This is a genomic window from Mucilaginibacter sp. 5C4 (assembly GCF_034345625.1).
Lineage (GTDB): Bacteria > Bacteroidota > Bacteroidia > Sphingobacteriales > Sphingobacteriaceae > Mucilaginibacter > Mucilaginibacter aurantiaciroseus.
Genome location: NZ_CP133775.1, coordinates 3,180,500 through 3,197,535, shown reverse-complemented (window position 1 = coordinate 3,197,535; position 17,036 = coordinate 3,180,500). Strand labels below are relative to the sequence as shown.

Sequence of the window (17,036 nt, the reverse complement as noted above, 5' to 3'; positions counted from 1 at the left end):
GTTTTGCCTGTTGGTAACCCATTTTATTGACATTAAAAAATCTGGTAAACGCAATGGCTGAAAACTATTTTGGATTAACCGACACCGGCAAGGTACGTACCAATAACGAGGATGCCTTTATCACCCAAAAGGTGATGGGCGGCCGCATGTTACTGGCTTCGGTAATTGATGGGGTGGGTGGCTACAATGGCGGCGAAGTTGCTGCCGCGATAGCAAAAGATGTTTTTATTGAGCGGCTGAGCGGCCTTCAGGGCGAGATCATCCCCGGGATGATAGATGCCTTTAAACTGGCAAGCGCCCAGATCTCCGACAAAAAAGCAAGCGACAAAGACCTGGAAAGTATGGCCTGCGTAGCTACCATTGCTTTGGTAGATGTGGAGCATAACCAGTTTTTTTACGCCCACGTTGGCGATACCCGTTTGTATCTGCTGCGCGATAATTCGTTGGTGAAGATCTCTAAAGACCATTCCTTTGTAGGTTTCCTGGAAGACAGCGGAAGGTTAACCGAAACCGCGGCCATGAACCATCCTAAACGTAACGAGATCAACAAGGCCCTTGGTTTTACCAGCCAGATAGATACCGACGAAAGTTTTATCGAAACAGGGCAGTCGCCGTTTTTGCCGGGCGATATGCTGCTGCTGTGCAGCGATGGCCTGACGGATCTGGTAGATAAAACGGCTATCCTGGATATCATCACTCAAAATATTCCTTTGCGGGAAAAGGCTATCCAGCTGATCAATACAGCTAATGATAACGGTGGTCGCGATAACGTTACGGTTGTATTGGTACAAAACGATAAACCGCAGCAACGCCCGCAGGTTACCATGCCTGTATCATCGCCCGTAAAGAGGAATGATGAAACCGATGATGGGATAACTTCAGCCCGTAACCAACCCAAATCACGACTACAAACCGAACCACCTATGGCTCAACATAAAAGTAATGGCTTAACCATTCTGCTCGGGCTGCTGTGCCTGGTATTTTTAGCTACCAGCATTTGGCTGTACATGTCCAAACAACCCGCTGGCAAACCAACCGCGCAATCGGGTAGGCCTACAGAAAAGCTACGCAACGGCGATGAAGTTAAATTGCAGGATGCCATTGATGCCTTTAAAGGAGATACATTGGTATTGTCTGATACATCATTCAAGAAACCCATAGTGCTTACCGATACACTGCACATCGACCATGATACTTTATACATCCGCGTGAAAGGCGATATTGTTTTGCAGCGCGATACGGCCTATAAAGGCCCGGCTTTAGCTATTGGTAAGAATAGTAAGGTCATCGTTTTAGAGAACTTTAAGTTTGAGGGTTTTGATACGGCCATCGATCTGCAAAACACGGCTTTCTCTTTAAAAAACACACTGTTTATGAACTGCCGCCTGCCGGTTCAGCGTAAGTACGAACTGCTTGCAGATAAACCCGTAACCGCCTATTTCCCAGCCACAAAAGTTAACCCGCAAACTGCTAAACCCCAAACCCCTGCCAAGCCAAATGGAGCCCGATAAGATCCAAACGGAAACCCGCTGGAAGGAGAGGGCTTTCCTGTTGCTAATAAGCGTATTATTTGTATTTCTTTTCTTTAGACTATATACCGTTGTGCAAAAACGTTTTGCCGATGTGGATAAGCGCCTGCAGGATGGCACGATGATCAACCTGAATGCGCCTGATCCCGCCGGGCAGCTAAAAACCTTGTTAACCAAAGGCTATTATTTTGAAGATAAGCGCGACATCAACCTCATCACCCAAACAGTTGCCAACAATATAGGCACCGGGCAAAAAATTGATAACATAGGCGAGCTAAACAAGCGCAAGTATTTTATTGCTGCCGATGACGCCTTCCAGCAAGGCGGCGAGTCGTTTAAGGCGCGTGTTGCTGCTTCGCGATCTTTATTAGGATATACAGGTGAGGATTCCACGTTGTTTGTAAACGAGCGCAGCAACCCGATAAAAGCACCCAATGTTACCAACCTGGCGCTGGGCGGGTACAGCATTAGCGGTGTCATCACCAATAAAAAGCAACCTATTGCCGGCGTGCTGGTCCGCATGGATATGATATTGCCGCAGGATAGCATTTTTACCGATGAAGAACTTGACGAATTAAAACCAGTTACTGAGACTGGTAATGGTTATAAAAAAACTTTCCTGCCCGATAGTGCCGGCAAAAAACGCCTGCAGGCCTTAACCGCCTATGCCCGTACCAATGAGCAAGGCATTGCCGAATTTAAAAATCTACCCGAGGGCAAGGCCTTTAAAATATTGCCCTTACAACCCGGCTTTCAGTTTGGTACATCGCAGGGCGTGCAAAATCTGGATGATGACGCGAGCTTGACGTTTAGCCAGGCGCCGCATACCATCAGGCTTTTTTCTACCCGCGATTTTAATATCCTGAAGAAGGAAAAATCCCTCATTATTCGTACCCCGGTTGAGTTTAATAAGTGGTTCCTAATTATTTCGTGCGTGTTTATCGGGGCTTTCCTGTTTGTACATATCCTACTGTCGTGGAAGTTTAGCACGTCAGATCAGTTGATACTGCCCGTGGTGATGATCCTTACCGGCTTGTCTTTCCTCACCTTATTAAGTTTACAAGACCCGCTTCGCGATAGGTTTTTGGCTAAAGATATGCTGGTATTTCTCGGTATTGGTTTGGTAGCCATGCTGGTGATGCTGCAATTAAAACTACGCCGCTTTACACCCGACTCGTGGATCTACCGCATGCTGATATTTAAAAACAACCGCAACGCGGCAAACGGCTGGCCTTGGGTGGTACTGGCGGCTACGCTACTGGCCATGACCATCAAATTTGGTACAGGCCCCGAAGGTAGCGGCGTTAAGGTTAACCTCTTTGGTTTCCAACCTAGCGAGATCGTAAAATATCTTATCATCCTTTTCCTGGCGGGCTTTTTTGCCGCCAACGAAAAACTGATCAGCGAATACACCAGCTGGAGCAAACGCTGGTCTTTCTTCTCCTTCGCGCTGATAGCTATTTTGGTAACGCTACTGCTGTTTCTTTTACTGGGAGATTTGGGCCCGGCGATGGTGGTGTGTTTTACCTTCATTGTGCTATTCTCCTTCTCCCGTGGCGATTTTATGTTCATGGCGGGGGCGGTGGTGCTGTACGTTATTGTATCGTGGGTGGTGAAGAACGTTTGGCTTTCGGCATTGATAACCGCGGCTATCGCGGCGCTATTCATGCTGTTTAAACGTAAGCAATTGAGCGAATCGGCAATGATGGTACTCATCATTATGGCCGCATTTTTAACCATCGACCAGATCCCTTATTTAGGCAAACTATTTCCCGGCCCGGTACAAAGGTTGGTGGATCGTAAGGCCATTTGGCAAGATGCCTGGAATAACGAGGTTTACGGTGGCGACCAGGTAGCAAACGGCCTTTGGGCTATGAGCAGCGGCGGCGTAAGCGGCCAGGGTGTAGGTGAGGGCTTTGCCAAAACCATCCCGGAGGCGCATACCGATATGATCTTACCATCCATGGGCGAGGAGTTTGGGTGGACGGGTATTGTCTGCATTTTTGTGCTGTTTTTGGTTTACCTGCATCGTTCCATCCTCATTGGGCGGCGAACAGGTACACCGTTCCTATTCTATTTATGCGCTGGGATAGGCGTTTCCACCTTTGTGCAGTTTCTGCTCATTGCGGGTGGTTCAACGGGTGCATTGCCTTTATCGGGCGTTTCGCTGCCATTCCAGAGTTATGGAGGGTCGTCGTTGGTGGCAAACTTGATGGCTTCGGGCTTTTTGCTCTCCGCATCACTGGTGAGGGGTACGCCGGTTCAAATGAATTATATATCGCGCCAGCAGGATAAAAACCTGGTGCCTGCCTTGATAGCCGCCTTTGTTGCGGTTACGTTATTAACGGTCAACGTATCGCGCTATTTGTCTAATAATAAAAAATGGGTGGTTCAACCTGCTTTGGTAGCCGATAAAAGCGGCGCCAGAATGTTTAGTTATAACCCGCGGATAGCCATATTGATGAACAGGCTGCAAGCCGGCGATTTGTATGACCGTACCGGTACGCTACTGGCAACCAGCAAGCCCGAAATGGTTAAAAAACAGCATCGTAAACTGGTATTGGCCGGAGCGCAGGATTATAATATCGATTCTGCCATGCACAAGCGGTTAAACAGGTATTACCCGTTTGATGCGCAAATGTTCTTTTGGACGGGCGATGCCAATACGGGCGTTTTCAACGGTAGCCCTAACGGTTACTTTGCCGAGTACGAACACGCAGCCGAACTGCGCGGCTTTAAAATGCCGACAGAGAAATACAACGTGACTGCCAACCACTACCGAGAAGATCGCTTTTTGGCGCGTGGCGTAAAAGAAATGGCAGTGGTGAAGAAAGACTACAGCGAGATAGCGCCATTACTCATCGCGGGCATCAACAGCAAGGAGGTGGAAGCCTTTAAAAACCGTAACAGGGATGTTAAGCTGACGATGGATGCCGGCCTGCAAACCAGTATTCAAACCTCTATGGCAACGGATACTTCTCTGTTGGATAACCGCGTGTCGGTTGTGGTGATGGAATCTAACACGGGCGATGTGCTTACATCCGCCAATTACCCGTTGCCGCCCGTGCATGATTGGGAAAAGCTTACCATGAGTTATTACGATCAAAACCAGCTTTCGCAATGGACAACCACGCAAGATCTTGGTTTTACCCTCGCAACGCAACCGGGCTCAACAGCAAAGCTGGCTACATCTATCGCATCGTTCAATAAACTGGGGCTGGCAGCTGCCGATAAAAAGTACAATGTAGAAAGTTACGAGCGCATCCGTACCAAAGGTTTGGAGCCTGATGAAACGGGATTGATCACCTTGGAACGTGCCGTTGCCAAATCAAACAACGTATATTTCATTAAGCTCGCCAACCAGGAGCACTTGCAGGAAGATATGGCTACCGTATATTTAAAAACGGGCATGTTCCTGCATGGGGTGGGTGGTTATTATTATGGCCGCGGTAAAGAGAACGCCGCGCAGGAAGAAAAATGGCGCGAGCTATGGCGTAAAACGGAGTTCAACACCAAACCGAAATACAACCCGGACAATATCCGTAAAACACGTGCTAAGGGTATCTCGGGTATGGCATGGGGGCAGGGTGAGTTGATAGCTACACCGGCATCTGTCGCGCGGATGGCATCAGGCATTGCCAATCATGGTACTATTCTGCCGAACAGGTATGTGTTAAAGGTAGCTGATTCGGCAACCACGGTTAAGCCAGGGATTAAATTGACTAACGACCCTAAATACGCGGCATTGCTTCGCAAATATATGATAGAGCAAAGCGCGCCAAAGGAATGGATCCTGGGCCTTGCGGTAGCAGGTAAAACCGGTACGCCCGAAAGGATCTGGAAGAAACAGCAGATAAATGATGGCTGGTACGTTTTCTTTGCGCCGAAGGCGGATGGAAGCGGAAATGTGGTGGTTTGTGTGCGGATAGAATCGACAAAAGGGTCATCAGATGCAGTACGATTGGCTGCAAAGCACGTAATTCCGTTCCTGAAAGAAAAAGGATACATTAAAAGTATTAAAGAGCAAACAAGTGAATAAGGCTTGGGTTTAACATAATATAAAATGGTTTTTAGGGTTCAATATAAGTAGTACAGCGCAGCATTATGTTCAATTTGTTTAAAAGTGATAAAGCCGACAGGCCTGCTGATGTGAAAAGCATCCGTTATGAATTGTTACAATTTATCAAACAGGAACTGCAAAAGGCCGAAGGCGGAGAAGGCGGCAACATTAAAGGATTAACCCTTTACGTGAACGCTCCTGCGTCTGACATCCCCATGTACGAGGCTTCTGTTTATACTGAAGAACCCGAAGTTTTTAAAGACGAGGTACAGCGCATTGCAGATGATTATGCCGTAAACCTGCCCGAAAGGTGGCTGATGGAGGTGGTTTTTACAGAGGAATTTCCGCCGGAGGCGATCAGGGCTACCAAGCTTGACGCCGCGTTTTTTATCAAAACAAGTAAGAATTTTATTAAGCAAAGCGCTACTGCTTATATCCGCCCTTTAAGCGGAGAGACCGAGCAAAAAGAATATCAGTTAACGTCCGAAGGGGAGAAGATCCACATTGGCAGGGATAAAAAAGCGCAGGGCGATGACGGGTTCTTCCGCACCAATCATATCGCGTTCCCCAGCGAAAGCCAAAGCGATGGCAATAAATATGTGAGCCGCCAGCATGCACGCATCGAATGGAATAATGACGCGGGCAGGTTTATGCTTTTTGCGGATGAAGGCGGCGTACCACCACGAAATAAGATCAAGATCCGTTCAGAAAAGAGTGAAGATATTATCAAACTGACATCTACCCATATTGGCCACCAGTTACAGGAAGGCGACCAGATTATACTGGGCGAATCGGCAGTGTTAGAGTTTAGTTACCAACCGGCAGCAAATGAGTAAAGTTTTTACCATTACAGAAGGCTTAGAGAACCTTGGCGCGCTGCGTACCGGCGGGCAGGGCTCAGTATATAAAGGCCGCCGCATGGGGCCTGTGCTAACGGCTGTAAAACTGTTGCCAACGCCTATCCACTCCGAAAGTGAAGATGATAAAAATTACCGCAACTTTAGTAACGAAGTTGCCAAGCTGAAAAAGGTAAACGAAGAACCAAATCCCAACGTTGTAAAGATCTTAAGCTCGGGCATAACCGAAAGCGGCTCGCTGCCATATATCGAGATGGAGTACATTGAGGGGCCGGACCTTTGCGAGTTATTGCAGCCACCGAACGAAAAGATCTTTATGCTGAAAGAAGCTATCCGTGTTGCCGACCAGCTTGCGGGTGCCTTGGCGCATTGCCATAAAGTAGGTGTAAAGCATGGCGATGTTAAAAGCAATAATGTAAAATACAATATCCACACAGGTAATTATGTACTGCTGGATTTTGGCCTGGCCATCATGAGCGAGGAGGAACGCCGCAGCAGCATCCGCCACGCAGGAGCAATAGAATTTATGGCGCCCGAGCAGCATGACGGCGCGATGCTATTGCAGACGGATATTTACAGCTACGGCATTATCCTGTACGAATTACTAACAGGTCAAGTTCCGTTCCCCCTTACGGGCAATGGAGAAACAGGCCGCAACGCTATTATGCTTGCCCATATGGAAGCCCTGGTGCCCGACCTGCGCGAGGCCCGTAAAAAGAGCATGACCGATGCCTGGACAACCCTGAAACAAACCCAGGAACTGCAAGTGCCCCAATGGCTACTGGATGTGATTGATAAATGCCTGCAAAAATTGCCCAATGCCCGTTTTAAAAACGGGATGGAACTGCATGACGCAATCGTTAACGGAAGCCTATCTGCAGATGGTAAAGTAAGTACCGCGGCTATACAGGTAGAGAATGAGCGACTTGAAATGATAGTAGCCCAGTATCAGCAAGATGAGGTTAAAAAGGAAGAGCAACTATTCTCCCTTAAACATTACGCCAACGAAACCGGTGCACGTTTCAACGAAGCTAAAGGTGTGTACGAGCGGAACAATTCACTGGTATTTCTGCCAAAGAAAGCACTTGCGGGTATTGTAATGGTGGCGCTGGTGTTTGTCGCATTGTTTGTGTATTCCTATTTTAATAAGCCCGCGTCTGTGAATGTTAAAACGGTATACATAAGCCCTACAAATTATTTGAAACCGCCTATGATATTAAGGCCCTATGCGCATGATAGTGTTATGAGGGCGTATAACCGCAAGTTGAACGCCGCGAAAAGAGCTGCCGCAACCAGGGCGATACTTGCTGCCGGTACAGATTCTTCCATTATAAAACCTGTCGTTCCCATAAAGAAAAAGCGCAAGAAGTTCCTCGGAATATTCTAAATTTCGGGAATGAAAAAGATAATCCTGCTTTTGTGTGTCGCTTGTGTTGGCCTTGTTGCCTGCGCGCAAAAAATTAAACCGTTTAAAGTGCTTGCATTGTACGAGAACGGCGGCCACCACGTGGAGTACTCCAAACACGCGAAACTGTGGCTAAATCAACTCGCAGCCAAAAAGGGATTTACTATCAATTATATTCAGAATACTGATAAGATCGACAGCGCTTTCTTAGCCAATTACCAACTCTTCATCCAACTGGATTATGCCCCTTACGCCTGGAAACCGAAAGCCGCCGCCGCGTTTGAGCAATACATTAACGAGGGCAGGGGGGGATGGATAGGCTTTCATCATGCTACATTACTGGGCGAGTTTGATGGCTACCCTATGTGGGATTGGTTCTCGCAATTTATGGGTGGCATAAGGTGGAAGGATTATATCGAAACTTTTGCGAAAGGAACTGTGAATGTAGAAGACAAGCAACACCCCGTGATGAAAGGCGTACCCCAATCGTTTATTATCCAGCAGGAGGAGTGGTACACTTATGATAAAAGCCCAAGGCCAAACGTACATGTGCTGGCCAGTGTGGATGAAGCAACCTATCAGCCCAAACAAACCAAAGTTACCATGGGCGACCATCCCATAGTGTGGACGAATGAGCATTATAACGCACGAAACGTTTATATTTTTATGGGGCATTCGCCAAACCTGTTTAATAACCCGGCTTACACCAGGCTGTTCAGCAACGCTATTTTTTGGGCGGCGGGGAGGTAATTATTTTATCAGAGCGTCAATATTCAGGCTTTTGAATATATTGGTACTGGGCTGCTTATCGGTATTGTTATAGCCGCCATTAATAATGCTTTGGCCCGTTGTACCCGGGTTGGCACCATAACCTAAAGGCCATTTATCCTTGGTTTTGGTGATATTTAAACCGGCCATAGAAGCGGCCTGCAGGCAAAAATCTGTACAGTTGTTATTACTCAGATGATAATCTAAGTCGCTGTATTTTTTGGTGAGGTTCAGGATTCGTTCAAAACTCTTTTTAGAAATAAATTTCCCAACCACTTCATCCCATTGGTGGCTGGCATCATCCTTCAGTTGCCCTTCGGCAGATGGGTCCCACGGAGTGGCAAACAGTATTTTTTCTTTTTTTGGATAGAAACCGAAAGAGCATGATACATAGGTAGAATCGGAATTATATTTTATCAGCGTAATAAAAGTATGCCCTGTATTGCTGAATTTAAACACTTGTGGTTTACCCGATACCGGCTGCTTTACGTGGAAAAGTAAGGCGTAAGCCACAGTTGGCTTACCATCGTTAAAGGTGCCCGCAATACGTTTATAGTTTGTGTATTTGCTTTTCGATCTTTTTAAAACTTCGTTTTGCGCGTTAAGCAGCGAATCATCTTTGGCGTTAATGGGCAATTCGTTAATATTAACATCATCATCGCCATCAGCTAAATGGATCTCGGTTTTTCTTGCTTTTTTATTTGCCTTATCAATGGTTTTAAAAAAGCATTTCATAGCCAGCGGGTACAATTTTAACCTTGCAAAAAGGTTTGCGAAGCGGTATAGTGCTTTATTGTTTTTTTCGTTCTCGGCTACGGAGTTGCCTAATTCAAGCTGTTTTAGGTAACCCATTAGCTGCTTGCGTTCCTGGGTTTTGTTCAGGTTTAGCGAGATGGTTTTTTGTAGTTTGTTATCATCATCGTCATCAAAAATATTAGTGGCGGTAGTGGCGGCGTAGGCAGTTTCTTTAGCTTCGGTAAATGGCAGGGGCTGGGTGGTGGTATCTGGCCTTGGGGCGCGGTATGGCATAGATGCCGATAATTGGCCACGGGCTGTTGTAAAGCTGCTGATGATGAGCAGTACTAAAAGTATCGGCTTAAATAAAATAGATTGTGTTGTGCTTTTCATTTTTTAATATTGTGAATTGATAAGGTAACGAGTTTAGGCGGGGGAAATCCTATAAGCAACAACAATATGGTTAAGTAAACACTTTGCCAACCATTGCAAAGCATTATCTGATAAATATACTAACTAATAAATGTGTTACAAAAATGACACACTTATTTTACATTATTTAACATTATAAACACATATGTTTATTTTTACGCTAAGTTTAGTACCTATTAATTAAATATAATGAATAACGACCTGCAATGCCCGGTAGACCATGTAAAAGTGAACGAAAATAAAGTTAGAATGATTGCCTTGCTGGTATTGGTGCTGGGCTTGTTCTTTTTGTTTACAAGCTATAGTTTGCTCATCATCCTATTGGTGTTCGACTTTTTCACACGGACCTTTAACAAGCAAAAATACAGCCCGCTGGGCTGGTTAGCCGACAGGCTGGTATTCCGTTTCAAGATCCCCTACAAACCTACCGACCGCGGCCCAAAACGTTTTGCAGCCGGGATGGGCTTAACTTTTGTATCCATTATCCTAATAGCTACTATTGCAGAGTGGGCGGTAGTATTGTTGCCCCTTACTGTGTTGTTATGCATTTTCGCCTTCCTGGAATCGTTCAGTGGGTTTTGTGTGGGATGTTATGTGTATACAAGTTTGCAATGGGTGATGAGGAAGTTTGGAAGGGGATAGATTGATCTTTTTATAAGAAACTATAATAAAGAGGCCGCATGATCATGCGGCTTTTCGTGTTTTATGATATAGTTGACCATCAATTTGAACGGCAGGCAGTTTAACCCCGGCAGCGGCTTTGACCCCACCTTACCAGGTAACGAGAATTTCCTGAACACAAATGCCACCATATTTGATGCAGGTGCCGGGGTCTTTTATTACGATGGCGATCCATTGCACACCGCTAATTTTTTTGGTGGTGTAAGCGCGGCCCTAGCCATTGCGCCGGGCTTTTATGATGATGAAGGATAGTTTACAGGTAATAATTGGTTTAGGTTGACCCGGGAGTTATTTCCGGGGTTTTTTTGCGAATAAAACCGGCACAACTTGTTCGAATAATTTACTCTTAAAACGGTTAAGAATGAAAAAAATACTAATTGCCAAATACTTATATTTGTATCAATATAACATTGGCGTACCTTGGTAATTAATGGAGATTAAACGATATATAGAAAGTGGCATCCTGGAGGAGTATATCCTAGGGTTGCTAAACAGCGAAGATCAGCAAGATGTTGTTCGCTTGAGCTTGCTATATCCCGAAGTAAAAGCGGAACTAAACGCTATTGAAGTTGCTGTTGAAAAATTAGCCGCTTTAACTGCCATCGCTCCATCAGATCATTCAAAAAACAGGTTGCTTGCTTCCCTTGGTTTTGCTGATGCCTTACCTGCTTTAGATCTGAATAACCTTCCTTTAACCAATGCGGATGCCAACCACCTGCAATGGATAGAAGCATTGAAGCACCTGATCCCGGAAAATCCTGATCAGGATATTTTTGCCGAGGTTTTAACTAATTCGCCGCTAGTATCACAAGTATTGGTAGTAACCAAATGTGATGTTCCCGAGGAAACCCACGGCGATCTGATCGAAAGTTTCTTCATCCTGAAAGGCGAATGCGTGTGTACTGTTGGTGAGGATACCTTTCACCTGTATGGCGGCAGCTTTCTGGAAATTCCGCTTAATGTAGAGCATACTATCAAAATTGTATCGCCTTACGTAGTTGGTATTTTGCAGCACCGGATGCTGGAAATATAATCCATAAGCTTAATTATTCTCTCTTACTGCCATATTAATTATCGGTTTTTGTCGACCTTTAGGATTAGATCCCTCAAGCCATGGACGCCCAAAACCTTACCGTAATTGATATCGCCCAAAACTCCGCGACAAATGTTTACAAGAATTTCCCGGTTGCGCTGGTAAACAACCATGTTGTGAGGATGAGTGTGATGACAGAGGCCTACTACTGGCATTTCCATCCAAATTAAGATGAGAGCTTCCTGGTGATAGCGGGCTCTATATTCATCGATTTGGAAGATAAAACAATCGAATTATTCCAAAATCAGCTTTTTACCATTCCTAAATATACAATACATCGCACCCGCCCAAACGGGAACAGGTCGGTTAACCTTACTTTCGAAAGCCTCGACCTGGTTACTGTGCAGGTTGATGGTCCGTATTAATTCTACCATTAAAAAAGCTGAGATACCCCCTTTTAATAAGCCCAAACTGGCCTTGGCAGCTTTTGCCTGTCCACGTACTTTAGTGCTTTTTAAATTATATATTTACTAAGCCACAACCCTAACTATCATGAGCATTTTTGACGACATCGGCAAAGCATTCGAAGATCTTTACCACTATATGGTGGATGGTGCTGAAAATATTTTTAATACCCTAACAGACGTGATCTATAGGGTAACGGATGGACACCCCCCCCGACGGAAACCCATTTTATCAATAGTATTTATAAAAATAAGCAGAGGAGAGTAAATACTCTTTTCCTTTTTATTGCTTTTTGTGCTAAATTGCTGTGCATTAGTTATTAATGCGAATACAACAACCTAATCCAAACCCACACCATGAGATTTTATCGTTTTAAACCGGCCCCGCTATTATTCAAATCATCCGTTGAAGACCCCGCGAAATTCAGGGGGGATGAGTATATCGAAAAACTTAAAGAACTGCGTAAATCAAAAGTTGAGGCAGGCAAAAAAGTGATTATCATAGGGGCGGGTATTGCCGGCCTTAGCGCAGGGCACGAACTGAAAAAACTTGGCTACAATGTAACCCTGTTGGAAGCACAGGACGACCATATTGGTGGACGCTTACGCACCTGGCGCGAAGGCGACCTGCATGCCGAATTGGGCGCCATGCGCATCCCTAAAAGCCATACGCTTACCCGGCTTTACATTAGCGAGCAAGGGTTAAAACTGCGACCTTTTGTGCAGGATAGTAAAAAAACGTTTTCTTATATCCGCGGCCATCGTTTCCAGCGTACCGATGAAGGTATCCAGGCATCAAAGCGGTTGTTTAACCTGTCGGATGTTGAAAAGGGTAAAAATTTATCGGAACTGTGGACGGAGGCCGTGTTAGGTATCATCAGCAACTTTACCAAGGAAGAACGCGAGGATATTTTCAGCGTAACACCTACTACTGATAAGATCAAACAGCTCGACCGCAGCAGCCTGAACGATGCCTTTAAAAAAGCTGGTTTGAGCGAAGAGGCGTCTGAATATGTGCTAACGCATTTTGGGCTGGAAACTTACCTGCAAACCTCACTGGCCGAGCACATCCGCGAGGAGATGGATGCCACCTGGGACCCCACAGATTTTGCCGAACTGGAGAACGGTACCGATAGCCTCGCTACCGCAGTTTACGAGCACTTGAAAAAGGAGACCATCATATCGGCCAAAGTATTTAAGATCCATCAGAATGAAAATACTACCGATGTATATTATAAAGATGCAGCGGACAAGGAGGTTAAAGTTACGGGCGACTGGGTGATTTGTACCGCGCCGCTTGGCCTGGTATCAAAAATGGATGTGGGCGGCGCATTATCCCCACAAAAGATCCGGGCCATCCGCAGGGTGAATTACGATTCATCAACCAAAATTGTAGTAAAAACCCGTAACCGCTTTTGGGAACTAAAGGATGGTATTTTTGGCGGCGGTACCATTTACGACGGCCCAGCCGGGCATACCTGGTACCCATCAGATAACAGCGTAGCCCGCGACCCTAAAGTCTCTAATTCGCCATCTTTCCTGCTGGCATCATACACCTGGGGGCAGCAGGCAAGGCGTGTGGATGCCCTGCCGGAAGAAGCTTTGAAAGCCTTTGTGCTAAAAGAATTAAGGAAAGTGCATCCTTACGTATTAGATGAAGATATTATAGGCCTTAGGCGCTGGAGCTGGACAACCCACCCCTGGAGCTCGGGCGCGTTCGCGTTCTTTAACCCGGGCGAGCACCAGTTTTTATATAAGGAACTGAAAACACCCGATGGCAAGGTGCTGCTCGCGGGCGAGCATTGTTCCCTTACCCATTCTTGGATCCAGGGCTCGCTGGAATCTACCATTGATGCCTGTACCTATATTGTTAACAATTCTTAAGCCTTACCCATCATGACTGTAGCACAATACATATTGCAATGCCTGAAGAAACATGGCTGCCATCATATTTTTGGAGTGCCCGGTACATCATGCGCGGGCATTTACTTCGCGGTTGATAACGACCCGGAGATGAAATACCTGGTTACCGTAAACGAACTGGAAGCAGGGTACATTGCCGATGGTTACGGGCGGTTCGCGCCTATGTCGGCAGTGGCGGTTTCTTACGGGGTGGGTAACCTGAGCATGATCAACGCTATAGCCAGTGCCTATACCGAGAAGGTACCCATGATCGTGCTGAACGGTGGCCCAACCGCAAACGAGCAGGCTGACCAGGACGATTACGGCATCCTGTTCTCGCACTCCACGGGTAAACGCAACGCCGATCTGGAGATCTACAAAAATGTTACCGTGGCTGCCGATATGCTAACCGATCTGTCGACCGCGCAGGCGCTGATATCCGGCTTGTTCAAAAAAGCATCCGAAACACCCGGCCCGGTTTATTTGGAGGTTGCCAACAACTTTTGGGATAAAGAAATTGAAGTTGTAGAAGAGGAACCGGCTAAGGAAGAAATTATAGCTAACGAGGACGTTTTAAAAGCGTTTTTTGAGCGGATTTCGGTCGCGAAAGAACCTGTTATTTTGTTAGGATCAGAGATCTGCAGGAGGGGGCTTGCCAAACAAGCGCTGGCGGTTATCGAGAAGTTGAAGATCCCGTTTTGCACCACGCTGCTGTCTAAATCGGTAATAGATGAAGGGCACGAATTATTCATCGGCACATACGACAGCGACCTGGTAAACAAGCCACCGCGCCGCTACGCCGAAGCTTCGGACTGCTTTATCGCGCTTGGCTGCATCTTCGGGATAGACCATGGCTCATTGGTAAAAACCCAGTATAAAACGATGGTTGATGTGTCTTACGGCAAAGCCCGGATAGCATCAACAGCGTTTGAAGGCGTGGTGTTGAAAGGGTTTTTGGAAGGCATTTTATCGCATAAGCAAGCCCAATTATTAATAGTCAATAGATCTAAACGAATTGACAATCAAAAACTTATGCGTAAACCTACCGAAAGGCCAACGCACGATGGTGTTTTTAAAGCCATCAATAAATTCCTGAGCGATAAAGGTGATCAGATGCTGATGGTGGCCGATACCTGTTTAAGCAGTTACCCTGCATCAGACCTGCAAATGCCGGCAACCAAAATGTTTTTGGCAAACCCGGTATGGCTTTCCATTGGGCAGGGCACACCTGCCAGCATAGGCGCGCATTTGGCCACCGGCAAAAGACCGATAATTGTTAGCGGTGATGGCGGCTTCCAGATGATAGCGCAAACGTTCTCTACTATGGTGAAATATAAGATTCCATCCATTATAGCGGTTATTGATAACGGTTTGTATGGGATTGAGCAGTTTTTGCTGGATAAGAAATTCTACACCGACCCATCTACGCCGTCTATCGGCTTTAATACCCTTAACCGCTGGAAGTATGAGAATTTCCCAGAGGTTTTTGGCGGCGGTAAAGGTTTTAGGGTAAACGATACCGATAAATTTTACGAGACACTTGAACTGGCCTTTGCTTATAAGGATGGCCCGGTGATCATCGCTATAGAGATAAACCCTAAAGATATCCCAACCGAATATGTAAAGAAGATTGAAAGCTTAAACTTATAGTTGGATCTCTTTTCAAAAGTAAAAAGCCTTTAGATGTATTTCTAAAGGCTTTTTTTATATTAAAATCTTGGGATCTCCGGTCCGTCGTAAGGTTTCTCAAATGCGGCGGCAATCCTGCGTAAACGGTGCCTGCAACGGTGGTTAGCCGGGTCGCTCATTAGCTCTATATTATTTTGCACGGCCTGCGGTAGGTTATGTTGGGTGGTAGCCCTATCTAAACGTATAGTTTCGGGTAATTTAGCGTGTTCAAAATAAGCGATCAGCTCCTCATCAGTCATGCTGCAAAAGTAAAATAAATGCTATCATGCGAGACAGAAAACTATCAACATAATATCGCATCATAAGGCTACTTGCCTGTGGCAAAATTTAGCGTTAACGTGTTTTTGCCGGGCTTTATACGGAACACCTTGCAGTTATCCGGTTTTGAAAATTCCCCATCGGGTGTGGTTACTTCATAATTCAACCCATGAAATTTGCTGCTGATATCAGTTTTGTTAACCGCAATAAATGGCAACTCCGCTTTCGGGGCTACATTGAGGTCTAAAAACCAATTGGCTGCGGGATCTCCCACCAGCCGCCCATCTCAAAAGAACCGGGAGCAAGGCTTTTAAGTAATTTTTGATAACGGGCATCCATCAGCGCATCGTACTGCAACAGGAACGTGCCGCGCAGTTTATATTTGTTCATGATCTGCACCTGCTTTCCGTTTGGTACAAAACATCTTCGGTAACAGCAGGCGAATGAGATTTACGATGTTAACTATTTTAAGCTTAACCCTTGGTTTTAGCTTGCCCGTAAACGATGACAAGGCAATGATAGAGCTTAAGCCTAATATTAATAATTTAGCAGGTACATTCAATTTAATGGTAGTGGCGTTTGTGTGCTTTGTTCCGACGGTAAATATTGGGGGGCGACGAATTTTACCCTCTGTTTGTAAAAAACAATTTGCGCCTTACACCACTTCTATTTATAATTGACGAATAGGATTAATACTCTGATAAACTAATAATAACATTTATATGAATACTGAAAAAGCCATATTGGCCGGCGGTTGCTTTTGGGGCGTTGAAGAACTGATAAGACAGCAACCGGGCGTTATAAAAACCGTAGTGGGTTATACCGGGGGCGATGTGCCCAATGCTACTTACCGTAACCATGGCACACATGCCGAGGGTATAGCGATAACTTTAGACACTGATAAAACATCGTACCGCAAACTATTAGAATACTTTTTCCAGATCCACGACCCTACTACCCGCAACAGGCAGGGAAACGATGTTGGCATATCTTATCGCTCGGCAATTTTTTACCTGAGCGAAGAGCAGCGTGAAACAGCGAACACGCTAATTGCAGAGATGGATACATCGGGCAAATGGCCGGGTAAAATTGTGACTGAAGTAGTGCCCGCAACCGATTTTTGGGATGCCGAAGCCGAGCACCAGGATTACCTGCAGAAAAACCCTTACGGTTATACCTGCCATTGGGAACGGCCGGAATGGGCAGTATAACATCCAAACAAT

The 17,036-nt window shown here is 45.8% G+C and carries 19 protein-coding genes; 15 read left to right on the top strand and 4 right to left on the bottom strand.

The genetic code is table 11. The features are described from left to right. Positions 1-53: 53 nt before the first annotated feature. The 5 genes from RHM67_RS14990 to RHM67_RS14970 all read left to right on the top strand — a co-directional run bounded on the left by RHM67_RS14990 (position 54) and on the right by RHM67_RS14970 (position 8,601). The gene (locus RHM67_RS14990) at positions 54-1,511 is read left to right on the top strand and encodes a protein phosphatase 2C domain-containing protein (RefSeq protein WP_322227650.1); all 1,458 of its coding nucleotides are present in this window, start codon (positions 54-56) and stop codon (positions 1,509-1,511) included. Beyond that, positions 1,498-5,568 (top strand): FtsW/RodA/SpoVE family cell cycle protein, encoded by a 4,071-nt coding sequence (locus tag RHM67_RS14985; RefSeq protein WP_322227649.1) that lies wholly within the window; start codon positions 1,498-1,500, stop codon positions 5,566-5,568. Before RHM67_RS14990 ends, RHM67_RS14985 begins: the two co-directional genes overlap by 14 nt. A gap of 65 nt (positions 5,569-5,633) precedes the next feature. Next, positions 5,634-6,425: an FHA domain-containing protein gene (locus tag RHM67_RS14980; RefSeq protein ID WP_322227648.1), complete on the top strand. Its 792-nt coding sequence runs from the start codon at positions 5,634-5,636 to the stop codon at positions 6,423-6,425. After that, entirely contained in the window at positions 6,418-7,833 is a 1,416-nt protein-coding gene (locus tag RHM67_RS14975) for a serine/threonine-protein kinase (protein ID WP_322227647.1), read from the top strand. Before RHM67_RS14980 ends, RHM67_RS14975 begins: the two co-directional genes overlap by 8 nt. A gap of 9 nt (positions 7,834-7,842) precedes the next feature. Then, on the top strand, positions 7,843-8,601 hold the full coding sequence (locus RHM67_RS14970; protein WP_322227645.1) for a ThuA domain-containing protein: 759 nt from the start codon (positions 7,843-7,845) through the stop codon (positions 8,599-8,601). Here RHM67_RS14970 and RHM67_RS14965 read toward each other — a convergent pair whose 3' ends face one another. Beyond that, a complete protein-coding gene (locus RHM67_RS14965; RefSeq protein ID WP_322227644.1) occupies positions 8,602-9,747 on the bottom strand; it encodes a hypothetical protein in 1,146 nt (381 codons plus the stop codon). It abuts the gene before it with no gap. Positions 9,748-9,975: 228 nt separating this feature from the next. Here RHM67_RS14965 and RHM67_RS14960 point away from each other — a divergent pair, with 228 nt between their 5' ends. The 8 genes from RHM67_RS14960 (at position 9,976) to RHM67_RS14925 (ending at position 15,516) form a co-directional block, all read left to right on the top strand. Then, on the top strand, positions 9,976-10,428 hold the full coding sequence (locus RHM67_RS14960; RefSeq protein ID WP_322227643.1) for a DUF4395 domain-containing protein: 453 nt from the start codon (positions 9,976-9,978) through the stop codon (positions 10,426-10,428). 72 nt (positions 10,429-10,500) lie between these two features. Next, positions 10,501-10,719: a hypothetical protein gene (locus tag RHM67_RS14955; protein ID WP_322227642.1), complete on the top strand. Its 219-nt coding sequence runs from the start codon at positions 10,501-10,503 to the stop codon at positions 10,717-10,719. Positions 10,720-10,897: 178 nt separating this feature from the next. Further along, positions 10,898-11,500 carry a hypothetical protein gene (locus tag RHM67_RS14950; protein WP_322227640.1) on the top strand — a complete coding sequence of 201 codons (603 nt, stop codon included), beginning with the start codon at positions 10,898-10,900 and terminating at the stop codon, positions 11,498-11,500. A gap of 80 nt (positions 11,501-11,580) precedes the next feature. Further along, entirely contained in the window at positions 11,581-11,730 is a 150-nt protein-coding gene (locus RHM67_RS14945; RefSeq protein ID WP_322227638.1) for a hypothetical protein, read from the top strand. Between the two features lie 42 nt (positions 11,731-11,772). After that, a complete protein-coding gene (locus RHM67_RS14940; protein WP_322227637.1) occupies positions 11,773-11,925 on the top strand; it encodes a hypothetical protein in 153 nt (50 codons plus the stop codon). A gap of 127 nt (positions 11,926-12,052) precedes the next feature. Further along, the gene (locus RHM67_RS14935; protein WP_322227636.1) at positions 12,053-12,232 is read left to right on the top strand and encodes a hypothetical protein; all 180 of its coding nucleotides are present in this window, start codon (positions 12,053-12,055) and stop codon (positions 12,230-12,232) included. An 89-nt stretch (positions 12,233-12,321) separates the two neighbouring features. Further along, positions 12,322-13,848, top strand: a complete 1,527-nt coding sequence (locus RHM67_RS14930; RefSeq protein WP_322227635.1) for a flavin monoamine oxidase family protein — start codon at positions 12,322-12,324, stop codon at positions 13,846-13,848. A 12-nt stretch (positions 13,849-13,860) separates the two neighbouring features. Then, positions 13,861-15,516 (top strand): thiamine pyrophosphate-binding protein, encoded by a 1,656-nt coding sequence (locus tag RHM67_RS14925; protein ID WP_322227633.1) that lies wholly within the window; start codon positions 13,861-13,863, stop codon positions 15,514-15,516. 59 nt (positions 15,517-15,575) lie between these two features. Here RHM67_RS14925 and RHM67_RS14920 read toward each other — a convergent pair whose 3' ends face one another. From RHM67_RS14920 to RHM67_RS14910, 3 genes are all read right to left on the bottom strand, one after another. Further along, entirely contained in the window at positions 15,576-15,794 is a 219-nt protein-coding gene (locus tag RHM67_RS14920) for a DUF6965 family protein (RefSeq protein WP_322227632.1), read from the bottom strand. Between the two features lie 68 nt (positions 15,795-15,862). Further along, positions 15,863-16,087, bottom strand: coding sequence for a hypothetical protein (locus RHM67_RS14915; protein ID WP_322227630.1), 225 nt, complete (start codon positions 16,085-16,087; stop codon positions 15,863-15,865). Next, entirely contained in the window at positions 16,057-16,203 is a 147-nt protein-coding gene (locus RHM67_RS14910) for a hypothetical protein (RefSeq protein ID WP_322227628.1), read from the bottom strand. The genes RHM67_RS14915 and RHM67_RS14910 overlap by 31 nt, the downstream gene beginning before the upstream one ends. A 65-nt stretch (positions 16,204-16,268) precedes the next feature. Between RHM67_RS14910 and RHM67_RS14905 the strand changes: the two genes are divergently transcribed. Both RHM67_RS14905 and msrA read left to right on the top strand, forming a co-directional pair. Then, positions 16,269-16,493: a hypothetical protein gene (locus tag RHM67_RS14905; RefSeq protein WP_322227626.1), complete on the top strand. Its 225-nt coding sequence runs from the start codon at positions 16,269-16,271 to the stop codon at positions 16,491-16,493. A 42-nt stretch (positions 16,494-16,535) separates the two neighbouring features. Continuing rightward, on the top strand, positions 16,536-17,024 hold the full coding sequence (gene msrA, locus RHM67_RS14900; RefSeq protein ID WP_322227625.1) for a peptide-methionine (S)-S-oxide reductase MsrA: 489 nt from the start codon (positions 16,536-16,538) through the stop codon (positions 17,022-17,024). The last annotated feature ends 12 nt before the right edge of the window (positions 17,025-17,036 follow it).

What these genes read in the sequence shown, in the direction of transcription:
- RHM67_RS14990 (WP_322227650.1), top strand. Translation starts at nt 54, where the DNA reads ATGGCTGAAAACTATTTTGGATTAACCGACACCGGCAAGGTACGTACC.
- msrA (WP_322227625.1), top strand. Translation starts at nt 16,536, where the DNA reads ATGAATACTGAAAAAGCCATATTGGCCGGCGGTTGCTTTTGGGGCGTT.
- RHM67_RS14980 (WP_322227648.1), top strand. Translation starts at nt 5,634, where the DNA reads ATGTTCAATTTGTTTAAAAGTGATAAAGCCGACAGGCCTGCTGATGTG.
- RHM67_RS14975 (WP_322227647.1), top strand. Translation starts at nt 6,418, where the DNA reads ATGAGTAAAGTTTTTACCATTACAGAAGGCTTAGAGAACCTTGGCGCG.
- RHM67_RS14910 (WP_322227628.1), bottom strand. Translation starts at nt 16,203, where the DNA reads ATGAACAAATATAAACTGCGCGGCACGTTCCTGTTGCAGTACGATGCG.
- RHM67_RS14925 (WP_322227633.1), top strand. Translation starts at nt 13,861, where the DNA reads ATGACTGTAGCACAATACATATTGCAATGCCTGAAGAAACATGGCTGC.
- RHM67_RS14920 (WP_322227632.1), bottom strand. Translation starts at nt 15,794, where the DNA reads ATGACTGATGAGGAGCTGATCGCTTATTTTGAACACGCTAAATTACCC.
- RHM67_RS14965 (WP_322227644.1), bottom strand. Translation starts at nt 9,747, where the DNA reads ATGAAAAGCACAACACAATCTATTTTATTTAAGCCGATACTTTTAGTA.
- RHM67_RS14985 (WP_322227649.1), top strand. Translation starts at nt 1,498, where the DNA reads ATGGAGCCCGATAAGATCCAAACGGAAACCCGCTGGAAGGAGAGGGCT.
- RHM67_RS14970 (WP_322227645.1), top strand. Translation starts at nt 7,843, where the DNA reads ATGAAAAAGATAATCCTGCTTTTGTGTGTCGCTTGTGTTGGCCTTGTT.
- RHM67_RS14935 (WP_322227636.1), top strand. Translation starts at nt 12,053, where the DNA reads ATGAGCATTTTTGACGACATCGGCAAAGCATTCGAAGATCTTTACCAC.
- RHM67_RS14945 (WP_322227638.1), top strand. Translation starts at nt 11,581, where the DNA reads ATGGACGCCCAAAACCTTACCGTAATTGATATCGCCCAAAACTCCGCG.
- RHM67_RS14960 (WP_322227643.1), top strand. Translation starts at nt 9,976, where the DNA reads ATGAATAACGACCTGCAATGCCCGGTAGACCATGTAAAAGTGAACGAA.
- RHM67_RS14905 (WP_322227626.1), top strand. Translation starts at nt 16,269, where the DNA reads ATGTTAACTATTTTAAGCTTAACCCTTGGTTTTAGCTTGCCCGTAAAC.
- RHM67_RS14930 (WP_322227635.1), top strand. Translation starts at nt 12,322, where the DNA reads ATGAGATTTTATCGTTTTAAACCGGCCCCGCTATTATTCAAATCATCC.
- RHM67_RS14950 (WP_322227640.1), top strand. Translation starts at nt 10,898, where the DNA reads ATGGAGATTAAACGATATATAGAAAGTGGCATCCTGGAGGAGTATATC.